Origin of the sequence: Azospirillum sp. A29 (assembly GCF_042604625.1) — a bacterium.
Taxonomy (GTDB): Bacteria; Pseudomonadota; Alphaproteobacteria; order Azospirillales; family Azospirillaceae; genus Azospirillum; species Azospirillum palustre.
On record NZ_CP170466.1, the window covers coordinates 1,600,888 to 1,619,481 of the forward strand.

Annotated in this window: 16 protein-coding genes and 1 tRNA gene; 6 read left to right on the top strand and 11 right to left on the bottom strand. The window is 69.1% G+C overall.

The genetic code is table 11. The features are described 5' to 3' along the window. Nucleotides 1–26 precede the first annotated feature (26 nt). Nucleotides 27–1,679, top strand: a complete 1,653-nt coding sequence (locus ABNQ38_RS22555; protein ID WP_377808140.1) for a hypothetical protein — start codon at nucleotides 27–29, stop codon at nucleotides 1,677–1,679. Between the two features lie 20 nt (nucleotides 1,680–1,699). Here the strand turns inward: ABNQ38_RS22555 and ABNQ38_RS22560 are convergent, their stop codons facing one another. The 4 genes from ABNQ38_RS22560 to ABNQ38_RS22575 all read right to left on the bottom strand — a co-directional run bounded on the left by ABNQ38_RS22560 (nucleotide 1,700) and on the right by ABNQ38_RS22575 (nucleotide 6,976). Next, nucleotides 1,700–2,527, bottom strand: coding sequence for an ABC transporter permease (locus ABNQ38_RS22560; protein WP_377808141.1), 828 nt, complete (start codon nucleotides 2,525–2,527; stop codon nucleotides 1,700–1,702). After that, on the bottom strand, nucleotides 2,524–3,486 hold the full coding sequence (locus ABNQ38_RS22565; RefSeq protein WP_377808142.1) for an ABC transporter permease: 963 nt from the start codon (nucleotides 3,484–3,486) through the stop codon (nucleotides 2,524–2,526). Before ABNQ38_RS22565 ends, ABNQ38_RS22560 begins: the two co-directional genes overlap by 4 nt. Before the next feature lie 42 nt (nucleotides 3,487–3,528). Then, a complete protein-coding gene (locus ABNQ38_RS22570) occupies nucleotides 3,529–5,022 on the bottom strand; it encodes an ABC transporter substrate-binding protein (protein WP_377808143.1) in 1,494 nt (497 codons plus the stop codon). A gap of 112 nt (nucleotides 5,023–5,134) precedes the next feature. Further along, nucleotides 5,135–6,976, bottom strand: a complete 1,842-nt coding sequence (locus ABNQ38_RS22575) for an extracellular solute-binding protein (protein ID WP_377808144.1) — start codon at nucleotides 6,974–6,976, stop codon at nucleotides 5,135–5,137. A gap of 164 nt (nucleotides 6,977–7,140) precedes the next feature. Here ABNQ38_RS22575 and ppa point away from each other — a divergent pair, with 164 nt between their 5' ends. Next, complete coding sequence (gene ppa, locus ABNQ38_RS22580; protein ID WP_012975242.1) at nucleotides 7,141–7,698, top strand: inorganic diphosphatase; 558 nt, start codon at nucleotides 7,141–7,143, stop codon at nucleotides 7,696–7,698. 23 nt (nucleotides 7,699–7,721) lie between these two features. Here ppa and ABNQ38_RS22585 read toward each other — a convergent pair whose 3' ends face one another. Further along, a complete protein-coding gene (locus ABNQ38_RS22585; RefSeq protein WP_377808145.1) occupies nucleotides 7,722–8,789 on the bottom strand; it encodes an NAD(P)H-binding protein in 1,068 nt (355 codons plus the stop codon). A gap of 101 nt (nucleotides 8,790–8,890) precedes the next feature. Here ABNQ38_RS22585 and ABNQ38_RS22590 point away from each other — a divergent pair, with 101 nt between their 5' ends. Then, the gene (locus ABNQ38_RS22590) at nucleotides 8,891–9,823 is read left to right on the top strand and encodes a LysR family transcriptional regulator (RefSeq protein ID WP_377808146.1); all 933 of its coding nucleotides are present in this window, start codon (nucleotides 8,891–8,893) and stop codon (nucleotides 9,821–9,823) included. 2 nt (nucleotides 9,824–9,825) lie between these two features. Here ABNQ38_RS22590 and ABNQ38_RS22595 read toward each other — a convergent pair whose 3' ends face one another. Further along, nucleotides 9,826–10,776, bottom strand: coding sequence for an L-lactate dehydrogenase (locus ABNQ38_RS22595; protein ID WP_377808147.1), 951 nt, complete (start codon nucleotides 10,774–10,776; stop codon nucleotides 9,826–9,828). 185 nt (nucleotides 10,777–10,961) lie between these two features. Between ABNQ38_RS22595 and ABNQ38_RS22600 the strand changes: the two genes are divergently transcribed. Beyond that, complete coding sequence (locus ABNQ38_RS22600; RefSeq protein WP_377808148.1) at nucleotides 10,962–11,432, top strand: DoxX family protein; 471 nt, start codon at nucleotides 10,962–10,964, stop codon at nucleotides 11,430–11,432. Between the two features lie 212 nt (nucleotides 11,433–11,644). Further along, on the top strand, nucleotides 11,645–14,341 hold the full coding sequence (locus tag ABNQ38_RS22605; protein ID WP_377808149.1) for a bifunctional acetate--CoA ligase family protein/GNAT family N-acetyltransferase: 2,697 nt from the start codon (nucleotides 11,645–11,647) through the stop codon (nucleotides 14,339–14,341). Between the two features lie 321 nt (nucleotides 14,342–14,662). Here ABNQ38_RS22605 and modD read toward each other — a convergent pair whose 3' ends face one another. Genes modD through ABNQ38_RS22630 form a run of 5 tightly spaced genes read right to left on the bottom strand, consistent with a single transcriptional unit; the run spans nucleotide 14,663 to nucleotide 18,061 of the window. Further along, complete coding sequence (gene modD / locus ABNQ38_RS22610) at nucleotides 14,663–15,493, bottom strand: ModD protein (protein WP_377808150.1); 831 nt, start codon at nucleotides 15,491–15,493, stop codon at nucleotides 14,663–14,665. Nucleotides 15,494–15,521: 28 nt separating this feature from the next. Further along, nucleotides 15,522–16,517 (bottom strand): magnesium transporter CorA family protein, encoded by a 996-nt coding sequence (locus tag ABNQ38_RS22615; RefSeq protein ID WP_109490515.1) that lies wholly within the window; start codon nucleotides 16,515–16,517, stop codon nucleotides 15,522–15,524. Further along, nucleotides 16,514–17,419: a bifunctional methylenetetrahydrofolate dehydrogenase/methenyltetrahydrofolate cyclohydrolase FolD gene (gene folD, locus ABNQ38_RS22620; RefSeq protein ID WP_109095888.1), complete on the bottom strand. Its 906-nt coding sequence runs from the start codon at nucleotides 17,417–17,419 to the stop codon at nucleotides 16,514–16,516. The genes ABNQ38_RS22615 and folD overlap by 4 nt, the downstream gene beginning before the upstream one ends. A 1-nt stretch (nucleotide 17,420) precedes the next feature. Beyond that, the gene (locus ABNQ38_RS22625) at nucleotides 17,421–17,774 is read right to left on the bottom strand and encodes a DUF167 family protein (RefSeq protein WP_174474097.1); all 354 of its coding nucleotides are present in this window, start codon (nucleotides 17,772–17,774) and stop codon (nucleotides 17,421–17,423) included. Nucleotides 17,775–17,776: 2 nt separating this feature from the next. Continuing rightward, entirely contained in the window at nucleotides 17,777–18,061 is a 285-nt protein-coding gene (locus ABNQ38_RS22630; protein ID WP_109095889.1) for a YggT family protein, read from the bottom strand. A gap of 306 nt (nucleotides 18,062–18,367) precedes the next feature. On the opposite strand from ABNQ38_RS22630, the gene ABNQ38_RS22635 reads away from it, so the two are divergent. Then, nucleotides 18,368–18,443 (top strand) — tRNA-Ala (locus tag ABNQ38_RS22635). Nucleotides 18,444–18,594 lie beyond the last annotated feature (151 nt).

Sequence of the window (18,594 nt, forward strand, 5' to 3'; positions counted from 1 at the left end):
TTACAACATCGCGTGGCGGCCCGCGCATGAGCGACGAATTGACCGGCGACCTGCGCCCGGATGAGCTGCATCAGGAAGAGCTGCGCCAGAAGATCGACGCCCTGGTGACGCGGCTACCGGCCAGCCTCGTCTACAGCCTGCTGAGCGAGATCGAAGGCATGGACAGCGAGCCGACCGACCGGGTCCAGCTCGTCCGCCAATATGTCATCGAGTATCTGAACCGCCAGCGCACCAACCGCGCCCGCCGCCTGTTCACCAACCTGTTCGAAGCTTTCCTGATCGACGACGACGTGCTGTACCACTCCGGCGTCTCGATCCCCGGCATGCTGCAACGGGTCGACGTCGGCGCCCTGTGGGAGGCGCTGAGCCGCGACGCCTTCCCCCTGCTGGCGGTCGAGGCGCAGGAAACGCTGGACGAGATGGCGCGCGGCGACGTGATCGACCGCATCCTGCGCTCCCCCGTCGCCATGGTGATGAAGGAGCGGATGCGCGTCGCGTCGGTGAAGCATCTCGACGCCGTGCTGACGAACAAGAAGGCGGCGGACGAGCTGCTGGCCGGCATGTCGCGCAACCGGCCGCGCCGCACCCGCCTGATGTCGGGCTTCCTAGAAAAGACGCCGCACATCGACCTCGCCACGTTGCGGCTGATGCATCTGGTCCTGACCAACGCCGAGGGGCCGGTGAAGCCGGTCGCCGACCGGCTGGAGGATTTCCCCGCCAGCTGCAGCGGCGAGATGGAGGCGAACCGGCTGGCCGACCTGCTGCTGGAGGCCACCGAGTCGCTGCGCGACCGCTGCGGCGACGATCTGGCGGCGATGCTGCCGCTGTCGGTGCTGTCGGTGAAGCGCAACTATCCGGTGGCGGCGCTCTATATCCGGCAGAGCGGCGTCGATCCCGGCCGCGGCGACGCCATGACCGCGGCGCTGACCGGCCATTTCATCGGCGTCACCCGCGCGCTGACCGCGGCGCTGACCGTCATCCTGAAGCTGAACGACCGGGTTCCCGGCTCCGCCATCCGGCCCAGCGCCAAGGAGAAGGCGCGGTTGGAGGCGCTGGTGCAGCGGCTGGACCAGCTGGTCCACGCGGCGACCTCGGCCGGGCTGATGGAGGACCGGCGCAGCGAGCCGGCCTTCCGCAACGCCTGGACCCAGGCGGCCAAGATCATCGGCAGCCGCGTCGCCGCGGTGGCGATGGAACGCTCGGCCCAGGCCGCCGCCGCCCGGCGCCAGCCGGTGATCGACCATGCCGACATCGTCTGGCTGGACCGGCTGCTGTGGCGCTGGCAGGCGATGTCGCGCGACTTCGGCTTCGAGACCTACGATCTGGTGAAGTGGCGTGAAACCCTGCTGGAGGAGCTGCGCGCCAACGTCGAGAAGGCGATGAAGTTCGAGGACGCCGATCCGCTCGACGAGCGGATGGAGCATCTCCTGCGCATCAACGCCATCGCCGGCGTGTTCGGCCAGCGGGTCAGCGCCTGGATTCCCACCTTCAGCCACAACATGACCCGCCTGCTGTCGCACCGCCTGGAGCGCGGCGGCGAGCTTGGCGACGACGAGCAGGCGATCATCGACGACCTCGTCGCCACGGCGCGCACCGAAGTGGGCAAGTCGCGCTATTGGAAGAGCAACGAGCTGATGGACCTGATCGAGCTGTCGGAGCGGACGCGGCAGGCGGGGTGAGGGGTCACATCACCCCGGCCTCACATCACCCCGGATGACCGGTGCCGCGGATCGAGCCAGTCGCGCAGCCCGTCCCCCAGCATCGTCAGCCCCATGACGCTGAGCGCAATCGCCACACCCGGAAAAACCGCCTGCAACGGGGCGGTGAACAGGTGGGTCTGGGCGTCGCCCAGCATCTTGCCCCAGCTGGGGCTGGGCGGCTGGATGCCGAGGCCGAGATAGCTCAGCGCCGCCTCGTTGACGATGGCGACGGCGAACAGGACGGTGGCCTGGACCACGACGATGCCGGCGATGTTGGGCAGCACATGCACCAGCGTCACCGACAGCGGTCCCCGCCCCAGCGCCAGCGCCGCCCCGACGAAGGGCCGCCGCCACACCGCCAGCGCGGCACCGCGGGTGACGCGGGCCAGCACCGCGGCATTGAACAGGGCCAGCGCCACGACGACGTTGATCGCCCCGGCGCCCAGGGCGGCGGTCAGCAGGATCGCCGTCAGCACGGCGGGAAAGGCGAAGACCAGATCGCCCAGCCGCGCCACCACCTCGTCCCCCCAGCGGCCCAGCGCAGCGGCCAGCAGCCCCAGCGGCACGCCGGCCAGCAGCCCCAGCCCGACCGCCGCCGCGCCGACGGCCAGCGAGTTGCGGGCGCCGACCATGATCATCGACAGCACGTCGCGCCCGAAATGGTCGGTGCCGAGCCAGTGGGCGGCGGTGGGCGGCTTCAGCCGGGCGATCACCCGCACCTGCTCCGCCGGGTAGGGCGTCCACAGCAGCGACAGCAGCGCCATGGCGACCAGCAGCAGGGTCAGCCCGGCACCGAGATGCAGGGAGAGCGGAAGGCGGCGCTTCACGACGCTCCTCCGTTCCCTGAGGCCGGGGGCCGCGGATCGGCCAGTGCGCAGGCGATGTCGACCAGGGCGTTCACCAGCACGACGAACAGCGCCAGCAGCACGACCACCCCCTGCACCACGATCAGGTCGCGCTGGCCGATGGCCTGATAGAGCAGCCGGCCGAGCCCTGGCAGGGTGAAGACATTCTCCACCACCACCGCGCCGGCCACCAGGAAGGAGATCTGCAATCCCAGCACCGTCGCCACCGGGATCAGGGCGTTGGGCAGGGCATGGCGCAGCAGGACCGCCATGCGGCCCACCCCCTTGGCGCGGGCGGTGCGGATATGGTCCTCACCCAGCGTGTCGAGCACGGCGGTGCGGGTGACGCGGGCGAGAATCGCGGCCTCCGGCACCGCCAGCGCCAATGCTGGCAGCAGCAGCGCCTGCAACGCCGGGCCGATGCCGGCGCTCCAGCCGGGAAAGCCGCCGGCCGGAAACCAGTGCAGGGTCAGCGAGAACAGCAGGATCAGCAGGATGGCGATCCAGAAGCTGGGCATCGACACGCCGAGCTGCGCGAAGCCCAGCACCGCCCAGTCGCCCCCCCTGCCCCGCCGCGCCGCCGCCAGCAGCCCGAGCGGCAGGGCCAGCATTGTGCTCAGGGCGAGCGACAGCAGGGACAGCGGCAGGGTCACCGCCAGCCGCTCCGCCACCAGATCGGCCACCGGGCGGGCATAGGTCAGGCTGACGCCGAGATCGCCGCGCGCCAGCCCGCCGGCCCAGTGCAGGTAACGGGTAAGGATGGGCTGGTCGAGCCCCATCTGGCTGCGCAGCGCGGCCAGCGTGTCGGGTTGGGCATCGATGCCCAGCATCAACAGCGCCGGGTCGCCGGGAACCAGTTGCAGCACCGTGAAGACCACGATGGTGGCCAGCCAGACGGTGACGATCAGGCTGACCAGCCGTCGCAGCAGGAACGCAAGCACGCGGGGGCTATCCTTACCTGGCCAACTCGATTTGCCTCGCCGTCATTTCCAGGCGACGCCGGTGACGTCGTTGGCCTGGACCGGGCGGTTCACCCACATGCCGGTGAGGTTCGCCTTCTGCACCGTCACCGACGGCAGCATGAACAGGAAGCCGTTGACCGCATCCTCGGCCAGAACCTTCTGCTCCTCGCCGTAGAGGGCGTTGCGCTTCGCCGGGTCCTGGGTGCGGTTCAGCTCGTCGTTCAGGGCGTTGAAGCGCTCGCTCCTGTAGTTGAAGTAGTAGTCGGGCCGGGCGTAGATGTCGATGTCCAGCGGCTCGGTATGGGCGATCATGGTCAGGTCGTAATCCTTGCCCTTGAACGTCTTTTCCAGCCAGGCCGCCCATTCCACCGGCTCGATCTTCGCGCGGATGCCGACCTCGGCCAGCATGGCGGCGACCAGCTCGCCGCCGCGGCGCGCATAGGGCGGCGGCGGCAGGCGCAGCGTGGTGTCGAAACCGTTGGGATATCCCGCTTCGGCCAGCAGCGCCTTCGCCCTGGCCGGGTCGTAGGGATACATCCCGGTCAGGTCGACATAGCCCTCGCGGTGCGGCGGGAAATGGCTGCCGATGGCGACGCCGTTGCCGTAGAGCACGCCCTCGATCAGCGTCTGGCGGTCGATGGCATGGGCCATGGCGCGGCGGACGCGGACATCGTCGAAGGGCTTGCGGGCATTGTTGGTCGACAGCAGCGTCTCGCCCTCCGTCGAGCCGACCATCACCGTGAAGTTCGGATCGTTGCGGAATTCCGGCAGCGCCTCGTAGGTGCTGAACAGGGTGAAGGCGTCGATGTCGCCGGCCTTCAGCGCCGCCACCTGGGCGGCCGGATCGCTGATGAAGCGGAAGGTGACGCGGTCGATCTTCGGCTTCGCCCCGTCATAGTCGGGGTTGCGCACCAGCACGACGCGGTCGCCGGCGACCCAGCGGTCGAACTTGAAGGGGCCGGTGCCGACGGGCTTCTGCTTGTTGGTCGCCGCCGATTCCGGGGCGACGATGGCGGCGTCGCCGCTCGCCATGTGGAACAGGAACAGGCCGTCGGGGCGCGACAGGGTGACGACCGCCGTCTGCGGGTCCGGCGTCTCCACCTTGGCGATGGGGGCGAAATAGACCTTCTGTGCGTTCACCGACTCGGCGGCGCGGGCGCGGTCGAGCGTGAACTTCACGTCGGCGGAATCGGCGGCGGTGCCGTCGTGGAACTTCGCGTTGGGACGCAGGCTGAAGCGGTAGGTCAGCCCGTCTTCCGACACGCTCCAGCGCTCCGCCAGTCCGGGGACCAGCTTGCCGTCGGCATCGACGCGCAGCAGCGGTTCGAACAGGTTGGCGTAGGTGACTTCCTTGATCGCCCCGGCCGCACCGGCGCTGGGGTCCAGATGCGGCGGCTCCAGCGCCATGCCGACAACGAGGTCGGTGCGCGGCTGGGCCAGCGCCGCCTGCGATGCGGCGGCCAGCACCAGCGCGGTGGCGGCGGCAAGGGTGAAGCGCGGCTTGGCGGTCGGCATGGTTGGCAAACTCCCCCGTCTCGTCGTTACCGACGTTGTCTTTGCCGCGATGATGCGGTGCGGCGAGGGAGAGCGCAAGGGAAGCCGCCAGCCGTTTTCATTGTCCCATCAGCTATTCCAACCACCAGCTTTCCAGCATCGGGCCATAGAGCGGGGTGACGGCAGGACGGTGCAGGGTCGCCCAGCGGGCGATGCGGTCGACCGGGCTGTGGTACAGCGGCACCATATAGTGTCCCCACAGCAGAACCCGGTCGAGCGCCCGCACCCGGCCGACCAGGGCGTCGCGCGTGGTGGCGGCGGCGATGGAGCGGGCCAGCGCATCGACCACCGGGTCGCGGATGCCGGCAAGGTTGCGGCTACCCTCCTGTCCGGCCGCATCGGATCCGTAATAATAGAGCTGCTCGTTGCCCGGCGACAGGCTGGACGCCCACCAGCGCATGGTCATATCGAAATCGAAACGCTCCAGCCGGGCCTGGAACTGGGCGCTGTCCACCGTGCGGACGCGGGCCGCGATCCCCAACGGCTCCAGCGAGCGGGCGAACTCCAGCGCCACCCGCTCCTCCGACGGATCGGACAGCAGGATTTCGAAAGCGAAACGGTTTCCCGCATCGTCGGTCAGCCGGCCGTCGCGCACCCGCCAGCCGGCCTGCTCCAGCAGCCGCAGCGCCTCGCGCCGGTTGGCGCGCAGGCCGGCCGGCCCGTTGCTGCCACCATTGCTGCCGGCGTTGCTGCTACCGTTGCCGGCGTCCGGCAGGGTGAAGGGCTTGGTGAAGAGATCGGGCGGCAGGCGGTCGCGGAAGGGCGCCAGCGCCTGCAACTCCTCGCCCTGCGGCAGGCCCCGGGCGGCAAGCTCGGAGTTGGGATAGTAGCTGGCGGTGCGGGTCAGCAGACCGTGGAACAGGCTGCGGCCGATCCAGTCGAAATCCGGCGCCATCCCCAGCGCCCGGCGGACCCGGACATCGGCGAACAGGGGGCGGCGGGTGTTGAAGATCAGGCCCCGCGCCGGTTCGGGGCGGTGGTCCGGCAACTCCTCCCGGACGATGCGGCCGTCACGCAGGGCGGGACCGTCGTAGCCGGTGGCCCATTTGGCCGGATCGATTTCGTACCGAACGTCTCCCTGCCCCGCCTTGAAGGCTTCCAGCGCCACCGAGTCGTCGCGGTAATAGTCGAACTCCAGACGGTCGGCATTGAATTGCCCGACACGGACCGGCAGGTTGCGGCCCCAATAGTCGCGCACCCGCTCATAGACGATGCGACGGCCGGGATCGACGGAGGCGACGCGGTAGGGGCCGCTGCCCAGGATCGGCTCCAGCGTCGTGCGGCTGAAATCGCGCCCCGCCCAGAAGGCCTTGGAGTGGATCGGCATCAACCCCATCAGCAACGGCATCTCGCGGTCGATGCTGCCGTCCGGGTTTGCGGCGAAGGCGAAGCGGACGGTCTGCGGGTCGGGCGCCTCGGCCACCGTGACCTTGGCGTAGAACAGGCGGCGGTTGGGGGTGCCGTCCCGCCGCTGCGCCTCCAGCGAGAACAGCACGTCGGCGGCGGTCAGCGGCGTGCCGTCCTGCCAGCGCGCCTTCGGGTCGATGTGGAAGGTGACGGCGGAGCGGTCGTCCGCCACCTCGACCCGGTCGGCCAGCAGGCCGTAGAGCGAGAAGGGCTCGTCCCACGAGCGCGTCAGCAGCGTCTCGAAGACGTAGCCCATGCCCAGCGCCGGCACGCCCTTGACGATGTGCGGGTGCAGGCTGTCGAAGCTGCCGGTCACCGCCTGCCGGATGGTCCCGCCCTTGGGTGCCGCCGGGTTGACGTAGGGGAGGGCGGTGAAGTCCGCCGGCAAGGCCAGATCGCCATGCATGGCGATGCCGTGATGCCGCGGCTCCGCCAGCCCCGGATGGGGCGCCAGCACGGCCAGAAGGGTGAAAAGAAGGAGGATCGGAAGGAGGATCGGACTGGGCATGACCGGCAGGGTTGCCGCTTTGCCGCACCTGCGCAAGAGCCCGCGCAAGTTCCTTGGACTCAGGGTGCGTTCCGCCTAAACTCCCGCCCCGCGTGGCGCCGGACCGGGCATCGGCGCCAAAACAAGAACGTGCCCTGAATACGCCAGTCGAAGGAACGCGATACATGGATCTGAGCAAGCTCGCCGCGGGCAAGAATGTGCCCTGGGACGTGAACGTCGTCATCGAGATTCCGATCGGCGGCCAGCCGGTGAAGTACGAAGTCGACAAGGACTCGGGCGCCGTGTTCGTCGACCGCTTCCTGCACACCGCGATGTTCTATCCCTGCAACTACGGCTTCATCCCGCACACCCTGTCGGGTGACGGCGACCCGGTGGACGTCTGCGTCGTCGGCCAGCACGGCGTCGTCCCGGGCGCGGTGCTGCGCTCGCGTCCCATCGGCGTCCTGTACATGGAGGACGAGGCCGGCGAGGACGAGAAGCTGCTGGCCGTTCCGGTCGACAAGCTGCACCCGTTCTACACCGACGTGAAGAACTACACCGACCTGCCGGCCATCGTGACCGAGCAGATCGCCCACTTCTTCGAGCACTACAAGGATCTCGAAAAGAACAAGTGGGTGAAGGTCCGCGGCTGGGGCAACGCCGAAGAGGCCGCCAAGAAGATCGAGGAAGGCCTCGCCCGCGCCCTGGAAGCCAACAAGGGCAACCCGGGTCCGGTGGTCTGAGGTAGAGGTTGAACCTAGCAGCCTCAGCCTCGTCGGCTTGAGATCGCACGGTCGGGTATGCATCTCCCCGCCTCCGGCATGTCCGCCGGCTGAGCGGGGAGGTGCCCCAGCCCTTCAAGGGTCCGGCGCACCGCAAGCTCCAGCGGCGTGTGCGGTTCCTCGCCCAGGAAGGCCAGCAGGCGGCGGTTGTCCAGCCGCACCGGGCGTTGCCAGAGATAGCGCATCTCGCCGAGTTCACGGAACAGCGGCACCGCCACGCCGGCCAGCCGCAGCAGCCACCAGGGCATCCGCCGCACCGGCAGGCCGGGCTTGCCGAGGGCATGCGCGATGGCCGCAACCATCCGGTCGCCGTTGGCATCCCAGTGACCCTCCATATGGAACATCGCGTCGTCGCCCAGTTCCGCCTCGCGGTCGAGCAGGCGCATCGCCGTTTCCGCCACGTCGGGCAGATAGGCCCATTGATGACCGATCCCCGGCCGGCCGGGCTGGTTGATGCGGGTCAGCGGCTTGCCGGGCGTCAACAGGCCCTGGTTGAACCAACTGTTGCCGGCTTTGGGTCCGAAGAAGTCGCCGCAGCGCAGGATCAACAGCCTCGCCCCTTTCCCAGTCCCTTGGCCCACCGCGCGGTGCAGGCGGCGCTCCATCTCCACCCGGATGGCGCCCTTGCGGGTCAGCGGGTTCTGCGCCGCGGTTTCCGGGATCAGCGGGAAGACGTCGGGGCCGTAATTGTAGACGGTGCCGGGCAGCAGGATGCGGGCACGGTTGGCGCAGGCCGCGGCGATGCTGTTGTCGACCATGGGTAGAACCAACCGGTCCCAATCCTTGTAGCCCGGCGGGTTCACCGCATGGACGATCAGCGCCGTTCCCTCGGCCGCCGCCGCCACGTCGGCGGCGTTCATCGCGTCGCCGACCACCCACTCGATGCCATCCGGCTGCGGCTGCTCGGCCGGCTTGCGGCGCAGGCCGCGCACCGTCCAGCCGCGCGCCGCCAGCGCCCGCGCCAGTTCGCCGCCGACCCCGCCGGTCGCCCCCAGAACCAGAGCGGTCCTGCCCTTGCCGGTCGCCTGCATGCCGGTCATCTGTCCCGCCATCGCCATCTCCATCGCTTTCCACTTGGTGATGGGGACAGGATGGGCCCGACGGACAGCTGAACGGAATTGTCGAACTGCGGCTAACCGCTATACTGAAATCGATGAACCAGCCGCCGCCCAGTTGGGACCTTTACCGCAGTTTCCTGGCCGTGATCCGCGAGGGGTCGCTGTCGGCGGCAGCGCGTGCCCTGGGGTTGACACAACCGACGCTGGCCCGCCATGTCGCGGCGCTGGAGGAGGCGGTCGGCGGCTCGCTGTTCGTGCGCTCGCCGCGCGGACTGGATCCCACCGACGCGGCGCTGGCGCTGAAACCGCAGGCGGAGGCGCTGGACGCGGCGGCGGCCAACCTGTGGCGCACGGCGTCAGGCTATGGGACGGGTGGCGGGACGACGGGTGACGGGGCGGAGGTGCGCGGTACGGTACGGGTCACCGCCAGCGAGGTGGTGGGCGCCCGCATCCTGCCGGCGATCCTGGCGGACTTGCGCGAACGCCATCCCGCGCTGGAGATCGAACTGGTGCTGTCGAACGCCGTCGACGACCTGCTGCAACGCGATGCCGATGTGGCGGTGCGGATGGTGGAGCCGGACCAGCAGGCATTGCTGGTCAGGCGGATCGGTGTCGTGGCGCTCGGCATGCACGCCCGCCGCGACTATCTCGACCGCCACGGCATTCCGCAATGTCTGGAGGATCTCGGCCATCACAGCCTGATCGGCTTCGACCGCGAGACGCCCGACATCCGTTCCATGATGCGGCGGGCGCCGGGCCTCACCCTGCCCCGCTTCGCCCTGCGGTCCGACAGCCATCTGGCCCAGTTGTCGGCCATCGAGGCCGGCTTCGGCATCGGCATCTGCCAGGTCCCGCTGGCGCGGCGGACTCCCGGTCTGGTCAGGCTGCTGGCCAACGCCTTCGACATGCCAATGGGCATGTGGGTCGCCATGCACGAGGATCTGCGCTCCACCCCCCGCTGCCGCGCCGTCTTCGACGGGCTGGCGGCGGGGCTACGGGATCATGTGTCGACGGATCGTGCGACGTAGCGTCAACTGCTCCAGCCCATCCGGCGTTCGACGCCGTCGGCGGCCTCCTTCAGGATTCCGGCGCTGCGGCGGAGCGCCGTCTCCTCCTCCGCCGACAGGTTGGGCAGGATGGTTTCGTGCACGCCGCCGGCGCCGATGACGCGCGGCAGCGACAGCACCACCTGCGGCACGCCGCAGACATCGTCGGTCAGCATGGCGCAGGTCGCCACCATCCGCTCGTCGGCGCCGATGGCCGCGACCAGCCGGGCCAGCCCGCCGCCGATGCCGAAGGCGGTGTGGCCCTTGCCGTTGATGATGCGGTAGGCGGCGCGGCGCACGCCCTCGTCGATGGCGGCGCGGTCGTCCGCCGTCAGGCTGCGGCGGAGCTGGGCGGCCGCCTGCTCGACGGACAAGCCGGCGACGGTGGCGCTCGACCACAGCAGAACCTCCGAATCGCCATGCTCGCCCACCACATGGGCGTGAACGGAGCGCGGCGTCACCGCCAGCTGTTCGGCCAGCAGGGCGCGGAAGCGCGCGGTGTCCAGCACGGTGCCGGAGCCGATGACCCGGTTGCGCGGCAGGCCGCTGATCCGCGTGGCGATCTGCGTCATCACGTCGACCGGGTTGCTGGCGACCAGCAGCACGGCGTCGGGGGCGGCCTTCAGCACCTCCGGAATGATGGCGCCGAACACCTTGGCGTTGCGTTCCAGCAGTTCCAGCCGGGTTTCGCCCGGCTTCTGGGCGACGCCGGCCGACAGCACGACCACCCCCGCCCCTTCCAGCGCGGCGTAGGAGCCGGCGCGGACGGTGACGGCATGGGTGAAGGGCACGGCATGGGCGATGTCCTGGGCCTGGGCCTGGGCCAGCGCCTCGTTCATGTCGACCAGCACGACCTCGCTGGCCGCGCCGGTGGTCACCATGGCGAAGGCGGCGGTGCTGCCGACGAACCCCGCCCCGACGATTCCGACCTTCATGCAGTCCTCCCCGAACCCGTTTCACGGTGAATTGTGCTGGATCAATGATGGAAATAAAAGAACTCAAATAATGGCCGGGTGTGTCGCGGACTCATTTCCGCCCCCTGCCTGTCAACCAGCGTTCCCATCGGCGGTTTTCCAGCCAGACAGGCGAAATTCACTAGAATTTTAAGGATTGACCGATCATGTCCATTGGAATCGCAAACGCTACAGGGGCACATGCCACCGATGGCGCATCGCCGCTCGCCGCCCTGATCGGCCCGGCGGTTCTGCCCGACCGTTTCTCGCCGGCACTGGCGATGAACGGGGTGCGCGTTCTGCTGGGTCTGTTCTATGCCCCGCATGTCTACCAGAAGCTGAGCGGCATCGACGCCTCCCTGGCCTTCTTCGCCAAGGCCGGGCTGGAACCGGCGCCGCTGTTCCTCGGTCTCGCCATCCTGTGCGAATCCCTGGCCTTCGTGACGCTCGTCGGCGGCTTCTTCACCCGCTGGACCGCCCTGCTGTCCGCCGGCTGCATGGTGGTGGCCGCCTATGCCATCTTCGCCACCAAGGGGGTCAACTGGTACTGGGCCAAGGGTGGGGTGGAGTATCTGGTGCTGTGGGGGCTGCTGTCCCTGGCGGTGGCGGCGGACGCCTGGCTCCGGACCTCGAAGTAAGGACGGGCCGGCGAAAAAGGCGATGCCGGTTCGGCGCGACCGGCACGACCGGCGCGACGAAACGCCTCTTGCCCAATGGTCATACCGGACCTTAGTGTTGCGGCGCAGCAAATGGCGGGGATGAAAGTCCGGGCCTGTGTTGTTCGTCATCAAAACCGTCGGTAGCCCATGGCACACTGGGGCCGGCGTCTTTCCCCGCACCGGATCCGGTCATGACCGTTCGCAACCTCGACAAGCTGTTCAAGCCCGCCTCCATCGCCCTGATCGGCGCCAGCCGCAAACCCGGCACGGTGGGGGCGGTGGTGGCCCGCAACCTGTTCCAGGCCGGCTTCGACGGGCCGGTGATGCCGGTCAACCCGACCGAGCGCGCGGTGGAAGGGGTGCTGACCTACAAGACGGTGGACAGCCTGCCGATCACGCCGGACCTGGGTGTCATCTGCACCGCCCCGGACACGGTGGCGGCGACCATCGACGCGCTGGGCAAGCGCGGGACCAAGGCCGCCATCGTCATGACCAAGGGCATGTCGGCCGACCAGACCCAGGCGATGCTGGACACCGCCAAGCCGTATCTGATGCGGGTGCTGGGCCCGAACAGCCTGGGCGCCATGGTGCCCGGCCGCGGCATGAACGCCAGCTTCGCGCCGGTGGCGCCGCGCAAGGGCGACGTGGCGCTGGTGGCGCAAAGCTCGATGGTGCTGACCTCGGTCGCCGACTGGGCGACCTCGCGCGGGATCGGCTTCTCGCATCTGGTGTCGCTGGGCGACCGCGGCGACGTCGATTTCGGCGATCTGCTGGACTATCTGGCCTCCGACGTCACCGTGCGCGCCATCCTGCTCTATATCGAGAGCATCACCCACGCCCGCAAATTCATGTCGGCCGCCCGCTCCGCCTCGCGCCAGAAGCCGGTGATCGTCATCAAGGCCGGCCGGTCGGACGAGGCGCAGGAGGCCGCGGCCAGCCACACAGGCGCCCTGGCGGTGTCCGACGCCGTCTATGACGCCGTGTTCCGCCGGGCCGGCGTGCTGCGGGTCAACGACCTGGCCGAGCTGTTCGACGCCGCCGGCACGCTGGGCACCGGGGTGCCGATCACCGGCGACCGGCTGGCGATCCTGACCAACGGCGGCGGCATGGGGGTGATGGCCACCGACAAGCTGATCCAGGCCGGCGGCCGGCTCGCCGCCCTGACGGATGAGACGCAGGAGGCGCTGGCCAAGGCGTTGGGTCCGCAGCCGGGCGGGACGCCCTTCCGCAACCCGCTGCGCATCGGTGCCGACGCCACGCCCAAACGCTACGCCGAGGCGCTGAACGCGCTGATGCAGGACACCGGCAACGACGCCGTGCTGGTCCTGCACTGCCCGTCCGCCCTGACCGACAGCGAGGCCATCGCCCAGGCGGTGGCGGAGACGGTGCAGGCCAACAAGGCGCGGCGCCATCCGGTGCTGACCAGCTGGATCGGCGACCAGTCGGCGGTGGAGGCGCGCAAGCTGTTCGCCGACGGGCGCATCCCGACCTACAGCGGTCCGTCCGACGCGGTGCGCGCCTTCATGCATCTGGTGCGCTACCGCCGCAGCCAGCAGCTTCTGATGGAGACCCCGCCGTCGGTGGCCGAGGACTTCCAGCCCGACGAGATCACCGTGAAGAAGGTGATCTCCCGCGCCATGGCCGAGAAGCGCGAGTGGCTGAGCGAGTATGAGGCCAAGCGCGTGCTGGCCGCCTACGGCATCCCGGTGGTCGACACCCGCGTCGCCCAGACGCCGGAGGAGGCGGCGAACGCCGCCCGCGTCATCGGCGGACCGATCGCCCTGAAGATCCTGTCGCACGACATCACCCACAAGTCCGATGTCGGCGGCGTCGCTCTCGGCCTGACCAGCCCGGAGGACGTGAAGTCGGAGGCCGAGGCGATGCTGGCCCGCGTCGCCGAGCTGGCGCCCGAGGCGAAGATCGAAGGCTTCACCGTGCAGGAGATGGCCGTCCGCCCCGACGCCTACGAGCTGATCGTCGGGATGACCGAGAACGAGATGTTCGGCCCGGTCCTGCTGTTCGGCGAGGGCGGCATCGGCGTCGAGGTGGTGGAGGATTACGCGCTGGCCCTGCCGCCGCTGAACATGAAGCTGGCGGCCGAACAGATGAGCCGCACCCGCATCCACCGCCAGCTCCAGGGTTACCGCTCGCGCGCGGCGGTCGATCTGGACGCGGTGGCGCTGACGCTGAACAAGGTCAGCCAGCTGGTCGTCGATTTCCCCGAGATCGCGGAGATGGACATCAACCCGCTACTGGCAGACGCGGAGGGCGTGACGGCGCTGGATGCTCGCATCAAGGTCGGCGTGCCGGCCCTGGCCGGGGCGGCAAGGCTGGCGATCCGCCCCTACCCGAAGTCGCTGGAAGACCGCATCACCATCAAGGACGGCCGCCAGTTCTTCGTCCGCCCCATCCTGCCGGAGGATGAGCCTCTGGTGCACCATCTGGTGGAGAACCAGACGGCGGAAGATCTGCGCCTGCGCTTCTTCGCGCCGCTGAAGCGGCTGTCGCACCAGGCGGCGGCGCGGCTGACCCAGATCGATTATGACCGCGAGATGGGGCTGATCGCCGTCGGTCCCGACCCGCAGACCGGCGACACCATCATGTATGGCGTGGTGCGCATCACCGCCGACCCCGACAACCGCCGCGCCGAATATGCGGTGATGGTGCGGTCCGACATGAAGGGCCAGGGGCTGGGCTATATCATGATGAACAAGATCCTCGATTACGCCCGCTCGCGCGGCATCAAGGAGGTCTATGGCGAGGTTCTGCGCGAGAACACCAACATGCTGAACATGTGCCGCGCGCTGGGTTTCGTCCGCAAGGAGAACCTGGACGAGCCCGGCGTGGTGGAGGTCCGCATCGAGCTGGGCGGCGGGCTGACGGCCTAAGCGTCTCTTCCATACCGGCGGTTGACTATCGGAAGGGATGAGGCAATATCAGGCTTGGCGGGCAAGGGCTGCTATCCCCTGCCCGCCGGCCCGATCCTTACCGGTAGAGGTCAAGCAGCCGCTTGACGATCTCCAGCACGAGGATCAGGAGCTTGAGGATATGCATCATCCTCTTCACTCCTCGTAAGCGGCGGGGATGGCGGCCAGTCCGCCATCCCGTCCGCGCCGCCACTTTGGCGCACGCATAAGTATTGCGGAAGCGCTATCACTCGCAAAATCAGGAATTCCAGGGATTGCGGCTCGCTGTCGCAGTCTTCGCCGTTACGCCGGCCCCAGCACCACCTTCACGTCGGCGGGCTGGCCGAAGAAGGGGGCCGAGGTGATCAGCAGGCGGCAGCCGGCCGCGGCATAGGCGGCGGCGTTCGCCTCGGTCACGCCGCCGGCCGGGGCCACCACCGGCGGCGGCGTCAGGCCGCGCGTCGCCTCGATCACCGCGCGGGCGGCGGCGGGCGGCAGCTTTTCCAGCTGGATCACGTCGGCACCGGCCTCTGCGAAGGCCAAGGCCTCCTCCATCGACCCGACCTCCACCACGATCTTCTTTTCCGGGGCCTTGCGGCGCAGCGCCGCGATCCAGGCCTCCGGAGCGTCGCTCAGGAAGGCACGGTGTTCGGGGAAGACCAGCAGCGTTTCCGACAGGCCAAGCCGGTGCATCACCGCCCCGCCCGCCTGCACCGCCTTGACGCTGAGGTCCTTGGCGCCGGGGAAGTTCTTGCGAGTACAGGCGACGGTCACGCCGGGGGCGGCCTCGACGATGCGGCGGGCGCGGGTGGCGATGCCGGAGGCGTATTCGACCAGCGTCTGCGCCACCTTCCAGGCACGGTGCAGCGCCCCGGCCGGGCCGTCCGCCTCGAGGAAGAGCGCTCCGGCCTCGACGGCGGTGCCGCTGGGCTCGACGCGCAGAACGCGGCCGCCGGCCCTCTCCACCAGACGGGCCGCCTCCTCCGTCCCCGCCAGCACCATGGCGCCGCGGGCGGCGAAGCTCATGCGGGCATGATGGGCGGCGATACCGAGCGAGCCGGTGGTCAGGTCGCCGTAGGGAACATCCTGCGCCAGAAGCGCGTCGAGGGCGGCGTCGGGCAGGATGGTCGTCATCGGCGGGATTTCCCTGGTGAAGGAGGATTTACAGCCAGCCGCGCCGGCGGAAGTACCAGAGCGGGACCACCGCCGACAGCACCATCAGCAGGATGGCCATGGGGTAGCCGAACTCCCAGTCCAGTTCCGGCATGTGCTTGAAGTTCATGCCATAGGCGGACGCGATCAGCGTCGGCGGCATCAGCGCCACCGAGACGACCGAGAAGATCTTGATGATGGCGTTCTGCTCGATGTTGATCAGGCCCAGCGTGGCGTCGAGCAGGAAGTTCGCCTCGTGCGCCAGGAAGCCGGCATGTTCGGTCAGGGACCGCAAGTCGCGCGTCATCGTCTTCAGCGCGGTCTTCTGGTCCTTGTTCAGCCGCCCGCCGCTGACCGAGGTCATGAACACCACCAGCCGGTCGAGGCCGGCCAGGCTGTCGCGCACCTTGTGGGTCAGGTCGCCGGCCCGGCCGATGCCGCGCAGCACGTCCTGCAGCTCGTCCGGCTTCTTGGCCGCCTTGCCGAAACCGCCGCCGTCCAGCGAATCGTCGAAGACGCGGGCCGACAGCTCGTCGATGCGGCCGCCGACCAGTTCCAGCACGTCGGCGACCCGGTCGATCACCGCATCCAGCAGCCCGAACAGCGCGCTCTCTCCCGTCGCCAGCAGTTCCGGCTGGCGGACGCAGCGGGCGGCGAAGGTGATGACCGGCAGCGGTTCGGTGTAGCGCAGCGTGATGAGATGGCGCGGGGTCAGCACGAAGGTCAGCTCGCCCTGCTCCGGATGGGGCGAGGTGGCGCGCGAGATGATGGGAGAGGTCATGTAGATCCCCTCCCCCTCGACATAGAGCTGGCTGGAGGCCTCGATCTCCTTCATCTCCTCGCGCGTCGGCAGATCGCAGCCGGTCAGCGCGCCGACATGGGCGCGCTCCGCTTCGGTCGGACGCAGAAGGTCGATCCAGACCGCACCGCCCGGCAAAGGCTCGCCGAGTTCCAGCGGCTGGCGCACCACCCGCCCGTCTTCGGCACGGGCATGGACGGTGATCAAAGGGCAGCCTCTTCGGGCACCGGCGCGCCGGCGGCGCGGCAGGCCGCGGCCAGCGTGTTCAGCATCAGGCAGGCGATGGTCATCGGGCCGACGCCGCCGGGGACCGGCGTAATGGCGCCGGCGACCTTCACCGCCTCGTCGAAGGCGACGTCGCCGACCAGACGGGTCTTGCCCGGTTCCGCCGCCGGGACGCGGTTGATGCCGACATCGATCACCGTGGCGCCCGGCTTGATCCAGTCGCCGCGCACCATCTCCGGCCGGCCGACCGCCGCCACCAGGATGTCGGCGCGGCGGCATTCGCCGGCCAGATCGGCCGTGCGGGAATGGGCCAGCGTCACCGTGCAGTCGGCTTGCAGCAGCAGCTGCGCCATCGGCTTGCCGACGATGTTGGAGCGGCCGAGCACCAGCGCCCGCTTGCCCTTCAGGTCGCGGCCCAGCGTGTCGCGGATCAGCAGCAGGCTGCCCAGCGGCGTGCAGGGGACGATGGCACCCGGCTGGCCGGTGGCGAGCAGGCCGGCATTGACGACGTGGAAGCCGTCGGCGTCCTTTTCCGGGACGATGCGGGCCAGCACCTTCTGGGTGTCGATGTGTTTGGGCAGCGGCAGCTGGACCAGGATGCCATGCACGGCGGGGTCGGCGTTCAGGCGGTCGATCAGCGCCAGCAGGTCGGCTTCGGCCATGTCGGCCGGCTCGTGATGGTCGAAGCTGTTCATGCCCAGCTCGACCAGCGCCCGCTCCTTGGAACGGACATAGACCTGGCTGGCCGCATCCTCGCCCACCAGCACAACGGCCAGACCGGGAGTGACGCCGTGGCTGGCCTTCAACGCCGCCACGCCATCCGCCACCCGCGCACGCAGGCCGGCCGCAAAGGCCTTGCCGTCGATGATCTTCGCGTCCGCCATGCTACTCTCCACCCTCGCTGCCCACATCGTCGATCAGGGGCGACAGCCGCGCCAGCAATGCCGCCGGGTCGCCCGCCACATGCAAAATCTTGTTCCGGTCGGTGGCGCCGGCCACCACGGTCAGGCTGGTCTTGGGCAGTTTCCACGCCTTCGACAACAGTTTTATGACGGCCTCGTTCGCCTTGCCGTTTTCCGGCACCGCCGTGACCGCCAGCTTGAGCACCCGCTTCCCTTCCCCCTTCGCATCGACCGCATCGGCCGTGCCGGTCACCGCGTTGCGCGACGCCTTGGGCGTCACCCGCAGCGCCACCCGCAGCCCGTCGGCCACCGCCTCGAAGGGGGAGGAGGACGCCACGGTCAGAAGCGCGGCCAGTATTGGGCCATCAGGTTCTGGATGAAGGAGATCGCCAGCAGCACGACGATGGGCGACAGGTCCAGCCCGCCCAGGTTGGGCAGGACGCGGCGGATCGGGCGCAGCACCGGCTCGGTGATGCGGTACAGGAAATCGCCGATCAGGTAGACCGCGCGGTTGCGCGTGTTCACGATGTTGAACGCCACCAGCCAGCTGAGGATCGCCGACAGGATCAGGACCCAGAAGAACAGGTCGAGGATGGTGTTGATGAGCAAATACAGCGCGATCATGCCGGGCCAGCTCCAGTGCGGTTTTTGCGACGGCCGCGCGCAGAGGGTTGCGCAGCGGGCGCCAGCCTTTTCCGGGCACCCTAAGCATAAGCGGAGAGACCTGTCCAGTACGGCGGCCCGCCGATCGGCCGGCCGGCCTGCGGCGGATCGGCCGTCCTATGCCCCGCCCTGCGCCCCCTCCCGATCCCTCTCCCACGTCATCGCACGCACACGTCATTTTTTCTGAATCAAGCGCTTGACAGCACCCCCCGCGATGGACAATATCCGCGCCACGCCGGGGCGACGAAGACGCAACGGTGTGAGTGTGGGGCCGTAGCTCAGCTGGGAGAGCGACGCGTTCGCAATGCGTAGGTCGGGAGTTCGATCCTCCTCGGCTCCACCATTTTCCCCTTCTCTGGAAGGGTGAGACAAGTTGATAGAAGGTCAGCGGGCGTTGCCGGGAACGGCATCTGGCCCGCTTTTTCGTTTTGGGCCTTGCGCAGCCAGCAGACGTTGCCGGCGAACCCGATGGCCCGCCGGCAAGCGCAATCGGA